Below are 12,688 nucleotides of genomic sequence, written 5' to 3'. Positions count from 1 at the left end.
GCACTCCGATTTCTGCATAACCTCATCGAATTCAAGGCCGTCGCGATGCCTGCGATGTTGCCTGATCCAACGTGCCGGCCGTGAACCATCCGGGTAGCACTCTCCAAGACATTCTCATCCTGATCGGACCGATAGATGGCGATCAGGGAGGAATAGATGGTCGAAGCCAGGGATCTCAGTCTTTATCGACAACCTCGGTCGACGGCCGATCACGTCCATCAGCAACTTCCTCATGCCAGCGACCATCGCGATCCTCATAGACGATCCCACCGGTCTGACCAGCGACTGTCTGCCGAGCGGCGGCATCCGACGCTGCCTTATGTGCTGCCTCATGGCTGGGAAATGTCTCAGAGACCACGTCACCAACCTTGTAGGCCCAGCCTCCGTCGTGCTCGACGACCTCGTACTTAACTTTGACCATCCCAAATCCTTTCTTTGACGAAGACTGCGGTTTCCACCAGTCGCCAAAAGTACATCTGGCCGCTCGCTCCTGCGGATCGAGGGCCCCTTTCGACATCGTGGCAAGCATTCCTGTTAAGGTCTGCCAGATTCGACAATCCGGCTTCAACGTCCAATCGTCGTTGCCATTGGCAGCCTGCCGTCGTCTATTCACAGCGTTGGCATCTGCAGCGCCCTGAACGAGCTGGCCGGCAACCGGCACGTCAGACGGCGAGATAGCGCTCCTGAACGGACTGATCCGCCAGCATCGCCTGCGCCGTATCGGCGTGGACGACCGCGCCGCTCTCCATCACATAGGCGCGGTCGGCGATCGCAAGCGCCAGCCCGACATTCTGCTCGACCAGCAGGACGGTGGTGCCGCGTTGCTTCATCAGCTCGAACTGCTCGAACATCTCGTCGACCAGCAGCGGCATGATGCCCTCGCTCGGCTCGTCGAGCAGCACCATCTTCGGCTCCGCGATCATGGCGCGCGCGATCGCCAGCATCTGTTGCTCGCCGCCGGACATCGTCGCCGCGATCTGGGAGAGCCGCTCCTTCAGGCGCGGAAACATCGCCGTCGCCTGCTCGATCATGTCCTCGGCCTCGGCCCGCCGGGGGGAGGCGACCACGCCGAGGATCAAATTCTCGCGCACCGTCAGCCCCGGCACGATCCGGCGCTCCTCGGGCACATAGGCGAGGCCCGCGGCATAGCGGGCATGGACCGGCTGCCCGGTCATCTCCTGCCCATCGAAGACGATGCTGCCGGCGCAGTTTGCGACGAGCCCCATCACTGATTTGAGCGTCGTGGTCTTACCCGCGCCGTTGCGGCCGATGAGGCAGACCAGTTCGCCGCGGCGCACGCTCAGCGATACGTCCTGGATGGCGTGCGAGCGCCCGTACCAGGCATTGAGTCCGGCAATCTCCAGCATCAGTGCTGCCTTTCGCCCAGATAGACGCGCTTCACCTGCTCGTTGCCGCGGATTTCGTCCGGCGTGCCGGCTGCGATCAATTCGCCATGGTGGAGCACGACGATCGCATCCGAGACGCCCATGACGAGCTTCATCTTGTGCTCGACAAGGATGATCGTGCGCTCGCTCGCGAGCTTGCGGATCAGCGCCATCATCGCCACGGTTTCCTCTGGGCTCATGCCAGCGGTGGGCTCGTCGAGCAGGAGCAGGCGCGGCCGCGAGGCCAGCGCCATCGTGACTTCCAGCGCACGCTGCTCGCCATGAGCGAGCGTGCCAGCGACACCATCGGCGCGAGCTTCCAGCCCCACCTCCGACAGGAGCCCGAGCGCGATCTCGCGCAGCCCCTCCAATCGCGCACGCGGCGTCCAGAAGTCGTAGCGGCTGACCAGCGCCTGAGAGGCGAGGCGCACATTCTCCAGCACCGAGAGCTGCGGGAAAACGCTGGTGATCTGGAAGGATTTGGCGATGCCGAGCGGAGCAAAGCGATGTTGCGCCAGGCCGGTGATATCCTGCCCCTCGAAGAGGATGCGCCCGTTGCTCGGCTTAAGCGAGCCAGACAGCATATTGAAGAAGGTGCTCTTGCCGGCGCCGTTGGGACCGATCACCGAGGTGATCTTGCCGCGCTCGAAGCGGGCGGAGACGTCCTTTACCGCGGTGAAGCCGCCGAATCGGCGCGTCAGCCCGACGGCCTCGATCATGGTCGCGTCCGTCATGGTCTCACCTTCTGCAGGAGCGTGCCAAGGACACCGCCAGGGAAACGCAGGACGATGACGATGAAGACCAGGCCGACGGCGAACTGCCAGTATTCGGTCCAGAGCGTCACCACATCCTTCAGCACGAGATAGACGAAGGCGCCGATGAACGGCCCGATGAAGGTGCCCATCCCCCCGAGCAGCGTCATCATCACCACCATGCCGGAGGTCTCGTAATGCAGCGTCTCCAGCGGCACGACTGAGAGATGGATCGCATAGAGCGCACCGGCCAGACCGCAGAACAGCCCCGAGATGACGAAGGCGACGAGCTTGGTGATGCGGGCATCGTAGCCGCAGGCGATGGCGCGGGCCTCACGCTCGCGGATCGCCTCCAGCACCGCCCCGAAGGGCGAGCCGAGGATGCGCGACAGCACATAGAGCGCGACCGCGACGAAACCCAGCACGACGAAATACTTGGTCGTCGGATTGTGGAAGTCGATCGCCACGCCCAAGACCGAGGTCGCGGGAACATTGACCCCGCGTAGCCCATTCTCGCCGCCGGTCCAGTCCACCGCCTGATGCGCGATGTAGTAGACGCATTGCGACAGAGCGAGCGTCACCATGGCGCAATAGATACCGCGCGTGCGGGCTGCCAGCGTGCCGATGGCAAGCGCCGTCAGGCCGCCGAGCAGGGTTCCGAGTGCAACGGCAAGCGGCCAGGGCAGGCCGAAGCGGACGATGGCAATACCCGCGCCATAGGCCCCGGCCCCGAACAGGGCGGCATGGCCGAAGGAGAGCATGCCGAGATAGCCAAACATCAGGTTGAAGCCGACGGCGAACAGCCCGAAGATCAGGACGTTGAGCGCGAGCGCCTTGTAGGGCAGTACGAAAGGCAGCACGCAGAGCACGGCGAGAACGATCAGAAGCTGGTGCCGGGCGACCGCGTCGCGCCAATTCGAGCGTGCGGCAACGGTCGGTGTCGAGAGGGTGCTCATCGGAACCTCACTGCGCGTCACGACATCAGCCCGGTCTGGCCGAGCAGGCCCTGCGGCCGCACGATCAGCACCAAAGCCATCAGGATGAAGATCGAGACCTGCGCCATCTCGGGCATGAGCAGCGAGGTCATGCTGACCACGACGCCGACAATGAGCCCGGCCAGCACGGCGCCGGCGAGCGAGCCCATGCCGCCGATCACGGTGACGACGAAAGCCTCGATCAGCATGGCATTGCCCATTTCGGGCGTGACGCCCTGCAGCGGCGCCGCCAGCACGCCGGCCAGCGCCGCAAGCCCCGCGCCGATGCCGAAGACGACGAGCCAGACCCGCGCCACATCGACGCCGAGCACCTTCATGATCGTGGCGTCGCGGGCGCCGGCGCGGATCACTAGACCCCAGCGCGTCTTCTCGACCAAGAGATAGAGCGCGGCGAGGATCGCGGCCGAGGCCGCCAGCACGAACAGCCGATAGGTCGGGAAGAAGCCGATCCCGATATCGGTCGCGCCTTGCAGCCATTCCGGCTGGGCGAAGGGCATGCCGACCTTGCCGAAGATCATGCGGATGCTGTCGACCATCACATAGGAGAGGCCGAAGGTGACGAGCAGCGGATAGTCGATGCCCTTGCCGTAGAGCGGCCGGATCAGGAAGCGCTCGGCCAGAAGGCCGATCGCCGCGACCGCGAGCGGACCGCCGAGGACGGCGAGCCAGAAGCTCCCGGTTGCATTGAAGATCACCAGCCCGGCATAGGCGCCGACCATGAACATCGCGCCATGGGCGAAATTCACCACGGTCAGCATGCCGAAGATCAGCGAAAGGCCGATGGCCATCAGCGCGTAGATCGCTCCCAACGCCAGCCCGGTGAAGAGCTGCAGCAGGAAGAGGTCGAGCGTCATCTCGGAGAGCGGCATGGGCGCCTCCCGTTTTTGCATGCGTTGCGGCGGTTCAGTTGCCGGCGTGGCCGAGCTCGGAGCAGCTCCGCAGCATGGCCTCTTCGGGGCCCTCGCTGCCGATGATCTGGAACACGTCGTTGGCGCTGCTGCCGCCGCGCTTCGATTCCAGGATCAGCACGCTCTGTACGGATTGGTGGTCGCAGGCGCGGTAATATTGCGGCCCCTTGTAATGGTCGTAGCGCAGCCCCCGCAGCGCCGCGGCGACGCGCTCGCTGTCGGTGCTGCCGGCGACCTTGGCGGCTTCGAGAATGGCCCGCACACCGGAATAGGAAACGGCGGCATAGTCGGACGGGTCGAGATTGGCATTGGCCGCCCGGAAGCCGGCATTGAAGGCGCGCGCCGTCTGCGAGGTCTCCTCCAGCCGCCAGAAATAGGGAGCGCCGCCGATCACGCCGTCGAAGGCGTCCGGCCCGCCCGCGACGCGGGCATAGAAGGCCAGCACCGGGGCGACGACGCGCGTGCGGCGCTTCAGACCGAAATCGCCGACCTGCTTCGCCGAGATCATCTGGTCGCGGCCGAAGTTCAGCAGGAACAGCACGTCCGGGCGCGCAGCCTGGATGCGCGGCATGAAGGTCGAGTAATCCGCCTGCCCCAGCGGGTGGCGGATCTCGGTCACGATCTCCGCGCCAGCCTCCTGCGCGACGCGGCGCACCGCCCGCGACAATTCATGGCCAAAGGCATAATCCGCCGTCAGCAGGGCGGCGCGCTTGCCGAAGCTCTTGAAGGCGTGGCGCGCGACCGGGCCCGTCGTCATGTGCGGGTTCAGCGCCTCGTGGAAGGTGTAGCGCGACCAGTCACGCGCCTCGTTGATGGCATCCGACTGGCTGCAGGAATTGAAGATGACCCTCCTTTCCTTGGTGATGTTGTTGATCGAGAGCTGGACGGCTGCCGAGAGGCTGCCGGCCATGAACTGGACCTGATCCTTCTCGATCAGCTCCAGCGTGCGGGTCGCCGCCTCGCCGGGATTGAGCTTGTCGTCGCGCGCCAGCAATTCGGCCATCCGGCCGCCGAGCCCACCGCCCTGGTTGAACTGCTGCACCGCGAGCTGCGCGCCGCGGACCTGGTCCTGCGCCTCGGCCCCGAATGGGCCGGTCAAAGAGGTCGGGAAACCGATCTTGATGGTCGCCGGCTGCGCCCGCAACGAGGGGATGTAAGCGGGGAGAGACAAAGCAGCAGCTCCGGCCAGCAGCCGGCGACGGTCGATCTTCATGGCGTTCCTCGCTCGTTGGCCCTGGTTGTTCTGCGGGCGGCAGGTCTGCTGTCTTCATTTATCTTTTGATAAACAATTTCGCAGCGACGCGCTCCTGTCAACAACTATTTATCAAACGATCAATTCGAGAAATGAGCGAGGGCGATTGGACAGCCGCCGCCGATCCTTCATGCCTGCCCGGCAAGGCTCGGTGTCGAAGGCGGTCTATGCCTGCGACAAGGCGTGAACCCTGTGAAACAGCAGATATTCCCCGGTCTCGACGCCCTGCCGCTTCAGGAATTTGCCGTAGCGGACCTGCGCCGGCTCCCAGCGCGCGAGCGCGGCCTCGATATCATCCGGCGACCGCTCAAGCTCCTCGGCAAGCGCCAGCGCGTTCGCCGCCGCCTTCGATGTGCTCGCCGCGGTATGGGGGCGCGGGATCGCGGCGGCATCGCCGAGGATGATCACCCGCCCCGCCACCATATTGTCAGAAGCGAGATCGCGGATTGCCTGCGCGAAAGGCTCCGCTGTCGCCTCGACAATTTCGCGGAACGCAGGGGGCAGCAGCGCCCTCGCCTCGCGGCCGAGATGGGCGATCCACTTCCGCGCCAGGAGCCCTTCGGGGATCGCGTATCCGCGCTGGCGGCCGTCTCGGTCGGTCATGATGCCGGCAATCTCGTCATCGCTCGCAACGCGGTACCAGACCCAGTTGTAGAGCCGGTGGCCGGGGCGCAGGTCGTTGTCTAGACCGGGGACCAGATAGCCGAGGATGTGCGAGCCGCGATTATTGGCGAAACCGAAATCCCCGCGCAGCGTCTCGCGCGCAACTGGGGGCATCTCATCCTCGGGCACGAGCCCGCGCCAGGCGAGATAGCCGGCATAGCTCGGCTGCTCCTGCGGCCAGATCTGCGCCCGGACCGTCGAGTTGCCGCCATCGGCGCCGATGAGCAGATCGCCCGTCTCGCTGGAGCCATCGTCGAAGAACGCGGTGACCGTTCGGGCCCCGGCGTTCTGCTCGACACGGGCCAGCACCTTGCCGCAATGATAATGGGCCTCGCCGAAAGCCTGCTTCAACGTCGTATAGATCAGTGACCAGGAGGTCTGGACCTGCGGGGCAAACTGCTTGGATTGGACCGTGCCATCCGGCCGCAGGACCGTGCGATAGCGCGAAGCGACACCGAGCTCGCCTCCGGCGAGCGAAGCGACACTACGGCGGAACACCTCGACCACGTCGGGCTGCAGCACGATGCCGCCGCCGCGGCTGTCGAGGTCATGGCGCGAGCGTTCGTAGATATCGACGTTCCAGCCGATGCTGCGCAGCATATTGCCGGTGAACAAGCCAGCGAGGGAGCCGCCGATGATCAGGGCGCGGTGCTTCGATTGCGCCGACGAAGGTGATGTCTGCACGGGTCGTCTCCTTTTCGACGACAGCAAGATGATCACCCCACGCGGCTATGATAATTCGCCTTCGATGCGCTTCTTCGTTGCGATTTGCGCAAAGATCGCTAGCGCGCGTAACGATCCCAATAGGGCGGCGCGCCGAAATGGTCCGCCATGAAGTCGATGAAGCTCCCGATCTTCTTGGAGCCGCGCCGATTGTGGAGATAGACGGCCGAGATGGCGCCCTCCTCAGCGCCGGGAGATGGCGACCATTCCTCCAGCACCGGCTGGAGCCGGCCGGCCGCGATGTCGCCGCCGACGAGCCAGGTCGGCATGAGGATCAGGCCGGCGCCGCCGATCGCGGCCTCGCGCAGTACCTCTGAGCCGTTGGCACGCAGATTGCCGGAGACCTGTACCTTCTCGCTCTTGCCGTCGCGCGCCATCGTCCAGCTGTTGTCGAGCGTCTGATAGTCGAACAGCAAGCAATTGTGGTGCGCGAGGTCGAGGGGTTCGCGCGGCACGCCACGTTCGCCCAGGTAATCGGGGCTGGCGCAGATGACGCGGCGATGCGGCGCAAGCTTGCGCGCGACGAGGCTCGATGTCTGCAGCGGCCCTAAGCGGATCGCGATGTCGATCCGGTCTTCCACCAGATTGGTCATTGCATCGGTCAATTGGATATCAACCCGAACCTGCGGCCAGCGCCGCAGGAAGCCTGGCAAGGCAGGGGCGATATGGAGGCGGCCGAAGGCGACCGGCATCGTCACCCGCAACAGCCCGCTCGGCGGGCCGGCCCGCTCGCCTACCGCCCGATCGGCCTTCTCAAGATCCTCAAGGATGCGGCGGACATCCTCATAATAGCGCCGCCCGGCATCCGTGAGCGTAACGCTGCGCGTGGAACGGTTGAGAAGCAGCGCGCCGAGCGCCTCCTCGAGGCCATTGAGCTGCCGGGTCAGAGAGGATGGGGCCACGCCGAGGCGGCGAGCCGCCGGGGCGAAGCCACCATGCTCGACGACGGCTGCAAAGGCGCTTGCCGCGGCAAATCTGTCCATGTCCCACCTTTGCCTTGTGAGCAATAATGATCTCGCCAACCAGTCTATTATCACTGAAGGGAGCAACACCGACATTGGGTCGCAGAAGGAGACCCACCATGTCCATTCCCGTCACGATCGTTTCCGATTTCATCTGCCCATGGTGCCTCATCGGCGAGCGCCGGCTGGCCAGGGCGATCGAATCCCTGCCCGAGAATGTCGCCGTCGACATCCAATGGAAGCCCTTCGAGCTGAATCCGACCATGCCGGCCGAAGGCATGAACCGGCGCACCTATCGTTCGCTCAAATTCGGCAGTTGGGAGCGCAGCAGCATGTTGGACGCGCAAACGGTCGCGGCTGCCAAGGACGGTGAAGCCGCCTTCGACTATGCCGCCATGGAGAAGACGCCGAACACCTTCGCAGCCCACAGGCTGATGCACCTCGGCGAGCGTCACGGCGTCGCGACGCTGCTCGCAGAAGCACTTCTGTCGGGCTATTTCGAGCGAGGGCGCGACATCGGTGATCTCGATACACTGGTCGAAATCGCTGCCGAACAGGGGCTCGACCGGGCCGAGGCCGAGGCCTTCCTGCGCGATGGCGAAGCCGCCACCGATGTGCGTGCCCATGAAGAGGCGCAAGGCGCGGCCGGCTTGCGCAGCGTGCCGACCTTCATCATCGGCGGCGACATCATCTCCGGGGCACAATCGGTCGCGACCTTCGAGGCCGCGCTGCGACGCGCCGCCGAACAGGATGCCGCCTTTGTCGACGGCGCTTGCAGCATCGGCTGACGATCCCGATCCCGGCCACCTCGCCAAGGAGACATGCGCGTGCCCGATACACCGTTCCAGCACAAAGGGTTTGCGCGCATGTTCCGGCCGGGCGGCATGACGCTTGGTCTGATGCTGCCGATGGCGCCGCTGACCAACGGCGTGCCCGACATGACCGGCCAGCTCGACCTTGCCGTCGCGGCCGACCGGGCCGGCTTCGCCACGCTCTGGATCCGCGACGTGCCGCTGTTCGATCCCGATTTCAACGACGCCGGGCAGATCTACGACCCCTGGGTCTGGCTCGGTCAGCTCGCGACGGTGACGCAGAGGATCGCGCTCAGCGCCGCCGGAATCGTCCTGCCGCTGCGCCACCCGCTGCATACCGCCAAGGCGGCGGCGTCGGTGGATGTGATCAGCGGGGGGCGGTTCCTGCTCGGCGCCGCCTCGGGCGATCGCGCGGGGGAATCTCCGGCCTTCGGCCGCTCCCATGAGGAGCGCGGCACGATCTTTCGCGAGGCGGTCGAGGTCATCCGCCGGACGACCTCCGAGGACTACCCTGCCCTGGCCGGGTCTTTCGGCGAGATGCAGGGCCTCGATCTGCTTCCGAAGGCAACGGGGCGCCACCTGCCAATCCTGGCAGTGGGCAGCGCCCAGCAGAGCATCCAGTGGATCGCGCGCCATCTCGATGGCTGGGTCTCCTATTTCAGGCCCGTCGCCGAGCAGAAGCCCCGCATCGATCTCTGGCAGCGTGCGGTCGAGACCCAAGGCGGCGGCGCCTTTCGGCCCTTCGCACAATCCATGTTCATCGACCTGACAGACGGTCCCGACACCGAGCCGTCACCGATCTTTCTCGGCTACCAAATCGGCCGGAAACGCCTGATCGAGCGACTCGTTGCTTTTTCTACGCAAGGTGTTCATCACGTCGCCTTCAACCTGCGCCATAGTCAGCGCCCGGCTAAGGGGGTTCTGCAAGAGCTTGCGGAATTCGTGCTGCCAGGGTTTCCGTCTCACGCCRACAGGTGATTGCCGGGGCCTTCAGGCCAAGAGCGACGAGGGGTGTCAGCCAGGGCCGGCGCTTCGTTGCCGCTCTTTCGCGAAGCCTCGATCCTCTTATCCGCATTTCGATCCAGCCGATGGTGGATGTGGTCTGCAGACAAGTGCGCTGATCTCGTGCCGAACGAAATCATACAGTGGTTTAGTCCGGCCGAGCTGAGCCTTCGACCATGCCCGAAGGCAGTTCTTCGACCGCGTTCCGATTGAATGACAGCGAGTGGGATGGACGCGACCGCGTCGCGAGGAACCTTATTTCGGCTCCTGCGTCGAAGCGCGCACGACAAGTTCGACGGGCATGAATTGCATGCGCGCAGCAACATCCGCGTCCGAGAGACGCTCCAACAGTTGTTGCGCTGCGGTCCGGCCCATCTCGGCATGAGCAATCCGTACGGTGGTCAGCGGCGGATCGACCATGTCGACCAGCGGCATATCGTTGTAGCCGACGACCGATATATCGTCGGGGCAGGACAACCCGCGCTGCTTCAGCTCTTGATAGGCGCCGAGCGCGAGCAAGTCGTTGCTCGCCGCGACCGCGGTCAGGCCGGGCCATGTGTCTAGGAGAAACGCCGTCGCCGCCTGCCCCAGGGGGCGGCTGTAGGCGGGGGCCACCGAAACGGCCGAAGCATCGAGCCCCGCCGCCGCCATCGCCGCCTCGAAGCCCCGCCGACGCAGAACACCGGTGGAGAGCGCTTCGGAACCGGCCAGGTGTCCGATCCGGCGATGGCCGAGCGCGACCAGATGTTCGACCGCCAGCCGCATGCCGCCGATATCGTCGGAAACCACGGTCGCTGCGCGCAAATCATCCTCCGCCCGGTTGACCAGCACGGTCGGGACGCCGGCGCCGAGGCAGACGGTCAGGACCGGATCGGAGCGCCGCACCGTCGCGAGCACCAGCCCGTCGACCCGACGCGCAATCAACTCCTCGACGATCGCGACCTGGCGTCCCTCGTCGGCCCCGCCTTCCGCCACCAGCATCGAATAGCCACCCTGGGCCAAGGCGGCGCCGATGCCATCGAGGATTGGCGCGAAGACCGGATTGGCGAGGTCCGGCAGCACGACGCCGACCAGGCGCGACCGGCCGGTCCGCAGCGAGGCCGCGATGGCGTCGCGGCGATAACCCTGCCGCAGCGCCTCCGTCCGCACCTTCTCCACCACTTCCGGCGAGATCCGATGGGCCTGGGCGGGATCGAGCGCGCGCGCCGCCGTGGAGCGGTGCACGCCGGCTGCCTCGGCGATCGACTGGAGTGTCGCCACACGTGGCCCGCCAGACGCCAAGGTCATGGATTTCATCAGTTTTCCGCCGGCTGAATCGTCGCCTGCAACTGAGCATTTTTTGGCTCGCTTGACAACGTGCAATCGATCGCATAACTGTTAATGCAATCGATCGCACAACAATGCACCGCTGACGCGGCACAGGCGACGGAGGAAACACCGATGAATGCGAGGGCAACCCCCGTGGGAGCAGAGACCGCACTCCGCTCCCACATCATCGAGACCCAGGATGCCGTGACGCCGGTCGTGCTCGACGCGATGTCGCGAGCCCCGAATGCCCGGCTCAGGGAGGTCATGGCCTCCTTCGTGCGACATATGCATGCCTTCGCCCGGGAGGTCCGGCTGACCGAGGACGAGTTCGAACTCGGCCTCGATGTCCTCAACCGCATCGGCCAGGCGACCAATGACAGCCATAACGAAGCCGTGCTGTTCTCCGACGCGATCGGCTTCTCGACGTTGGTCTGCCTGCTGAACAACGGCCAGAATGGCGCAACCGAAACGGCCGCTGCGCTGCTCGGCCCGTTCTGGCGGATGCATTCGCCGACGACACCGAACGGCGGCTCGATCATCCGCTCAGAGACGCCCGGCCCCGCCCTCTTCGCAAATTGCCGGATCACCGATCCCGAGGGCCGCCCGCTCGCCGGCGTCGAGGTCGATGTCTGGCAGGCTTCGCCGGTCGGGCTCTACGAGAACCAGGATCCCGGCCAAGCCGAGATGAACCTGCGCGGCAAGTTCACCACGGATGCCGATGGCTGCATCGCCTTCCGCTCGGTGAAGCCCGCCGGCTATCCGGTCCCGACCGACGGCCCGGTCGGCGAGTTGCTCCGGGCCCAGCAGCGCCACCCGTTCCGCCCGGCCCATCTGCATTTCCTCGGCTTCAAGCCGGGCTACAAGACGCTGATCACGCAGGTCTTCGTCGATGACGACGAGCATCTGGAAACGGACGTCGTCTTCGGCGTGACCCGCCATCTCATCGGCGATTTTCGGCCCGGCACCGGCCCCGCGCCCGCCGCCGATGTCGATGGGCCCTGGTACCTCTTCGACTACACCTTCGTGATGGAACCCGGCGAAGCCAAGCTGCCGGTCCCCCCGATACGCTGATCCGCGCATTCCCCTTCACAGTCAGGAGCAGGGACAGCCATGTCTCATCTCGCCCAACCGGATGCCCTCGCCGCGGCACCGATCCGGAAGCTCTATCCACGCTCGCTCGACGGCAAGGTCGCACTCGTCGTCGGTGGCGCAGGCGCCATCGGCGCCGCCACCAGCCGCATGCTCGCCGCCGCCGGCGCGACCATCATCGTCACCCATCTCGACAGCGAACGCGATACGCAGGCCGCCGAAGCCCTCATCGCGGATCTCGGCGACGGACACGCCGCCTATGTCGCCGACGTCGCCAACACCGCCTCGCTCATCACCCTGCGCGACGCCATTCAGGCCCGCTTCGGCCAGCTCGACATCCTGATCAACGCGGCTGGCTACACCAAGCCGGTGCCCCATGCCGACCTCGACGCGCTCACCGACGAGCTGATCGACCGCATGCTGCAGGTCAATTGGCGCGGGCAATTCGCGACGATCCGCACCTTCGCGCCGATGCTAAAGGCCTCGGGTGACGGCTTGGTGGTCTCGATCTCGTCGATCGCCGCCTTCACCGCCGTCGGCTCCTCGATCGCCTATTGCGCCGCCAAAGCCGGCATCGACGTGATGACCAAGGCGCTGGCCCGCGTGCTAGCGCCGGAGGTCCGCGTGCTCGCTGTCTCGCCGGGCGTGGTCGACACCGAGTTCGTCCCTGGCCGCGGCGCGGATTTCAACGACAAGGTCAGCGCCTCGACGCCGCTGAAGCGCATCGGCGCGGCCGAGGACATCGCCGCCGCCATCACCGCCTGCGCCACCATGCTTGGCTACTCGACCGGACATACCGTCCAGGTCGATGGCGGCCGGGCGCTCTGAGGGCGAACC

The 12,688-nt window shown here is 65.6% G+C and carries 13 protein-coding genes; 4 read left to right on the top strand and 9 right to left on the bottom strand.

Annotated elements, in window-relative coordinates:
* Positions 1-175: 175 nt before the first annotated feature.
* The 8 genes from AB4Z10_RS28645 to AB4Z10_RS28610 all read right to left on the bottom strand — a co-directional run bounded on the left by AB4Z10_RS28645 (position 176) and on the right by AB4Z10_RS28610 (position 7,661).
* Complete coding sequence (locus AB4Z10_RS28645; RefSeq protein ID WP_441473819.1) at positions 176-421, bottom strand: DUF2188 domain-containing protein; 246 nt, start codon at positions 419-421, stop codon at positions 176-178.
* Positions 422-662: 241 nt separating this feature from the next.
* Positions 663-1,367 (bottom strand): ABC transporter ATP-binding protein, encoded by a 705-nt coding sequence (locus AB4Z10_RS28640; protein WP_441473800.1) that lies wholly within the window; start codon positions 1,365-1,367, stop codon positions 663-665.
* A complete protein-coding gene (locus AB4Z10_RS28635) occupies positions 1,367-2,119 on the bottom strand; it encodes an ABC transporter ATP-binding protein (protein ID WP_441473799.1) in 753 nt (250 codons plus the stop codon). The genes AB4Z10_RS28640 and AB4Z10_RS28635 overlap by 1 nt, the downstream gene beginning before the upstream one ends.
* Positions 2,116-3,093, bottom strand: coding sequence for a branched-chain amino acid ABC transporter permease (locus tag AB4Z10_RS28630; protein WP_441473798.1), 978 nt, complete (start codon positions 3,091-3,093; stop codon positions 2,116-2,118). Before AB4Z10_RS28630 ends, AB4Z10_RS28635 begins: the two co-directional genes overlap by 4 nt.
* A gap of 17 nt (positions 3,094-3,110) precedes the next feature.
* Positions 3,111-4,001 (bottom strand): branched-chain amino acid ABC transporter permease, encoded by an 891-nt coding sequence (locus tag AB4Z10_RS28625; RefSeq protein ID WP_441473797.1) that lies wholly within the window; start codon positions 3,999-4,001, stop codon positions 3,111-3,113.
* A gap of 34 nt (positions 4,002-4,035) precedes the next feature.
* Positions 4,036-5,253, bottom strand: a complete 1,218-nt coding sequence (locus AB4Z10_RS28620; protein WP_441473796.1) for an ABC transporter substrate-binding protein — start codon at positions 5,251-5,253, stop codon at positions 4,036-4,038.
* Positions 5,254-5,457: 204 nt separating this feature from the next.
* On the bottom strand, positions 5,458-6,639 hold the full coding sequence (locus tag AB4Z10_RS28615) for an FAD binding domain-containing protein (protein WP_441473795.1): 1,182 nt from the start codon (positions 6,637-6,639) through the stop codon (positions 5,458-5,460).
* Positions 6,640-6,737: 98 nt separating this feature from the next.
* On the bottom strand, positions 6,738-7,661 hold the full coding sequence (locus tag AB4Z10_RS28610; protein ID WP_441473794.1) for a LysR family transcriptional regulator: 924 nt from the start codon (positions 7,659-7,661) through the stop codon (positions 6,738-6,740).
* A 98-nt stretch (positions 7,662-7,759) separates the two neighbouring features.
* Here AB4Z10_RS28610 and AB4Z10_RS28605 point away from each other — a divergent pair, with 98 nt between their 5' ends.
* A complete protein-coding gene (locus AB4Z10_RS28605) occupies positions 7,760-8,428 on the top strand; it encodes a DsbA family oxidoreductase (protein WP_441473793.1) in 669 nt (222 codons plus the stop codon).
* Between the two features lie 39 nt (positions 8,429-8,467).
* Positions 8,468-9,430 carry an LLM class oxidoreductase gene (locus AB4Z10_RS28600; protein WP_441473792.1) on the top strand — a complete coding sequence of 321 codons (963 nt, stop codon included), beginning with the start codon at positions 8,468-8,470 and terminating at the stop codon, positions 9,428-9,430.
* 279 nt (positions 9,431-9,709) lie between these two features.
* On the opposite strand, the gene AB4Z10_RS28595 is transcribed toward AB4Z10_RS28600, so the two are convergent.
* A complete protein-coding gene (locus AB4Z10_RS28595; protein ID WP_441473791.1) occupies positions 9,710-10,750 on the bottom strand; it encodes a LacI family DNA-binding transcriptional regulator in 1,041 nt (346 codons plus the stop codon).
* Between the two features lie 144 nt (positions 10,751-10,894).
* Between AB4Z10_RS28595 and AB4Z10_RS28590 the strand changes: the two genes are divergently transcribed.
* Positions 10,895-11,833: a dioxygenase family protein gene (locus tag AB4Z10_RS28590; RefSeq protein WP_441473790.1), complete on the top strand. Its 939-nt coding sequence runs from the start codon at positions 10,895-10,897 to the stop codon at positions 11,831-11,833.
* A 39-nt stretch (positions 11,834-11,872) separates the two neighbouring features.
* The gene (locus AB4Z10_RS28585) at positions 11,873-12,679 is read left to right on the top strand and encodes an SDR family NAD(P)-dependent oxidoreductase (protein WP_441473789.1); all 807 of its coding nucleotides are present in this window, start codon (positions 11,873-11,875) and stop codon (positions 12,677-12,679) included.
* The last annotated feature ends 9 nt before the right edge of the window (positions 12,680-12,688 follow it).

Origin of the sequence: Allobosea sp. RAF48 (genome assembly GCF_052114025.1) — a bacterium.
Lineage (GTDB): Bacteria > Pseudomonadota > Alphaproteobacteria > Rhizobiales > Beijerinckiaceae > Allobosea.
Note: the sequence above shows the minus strand (reverse complement) of the source record. Positions and strands in the feature narration are given on the sequence as shown.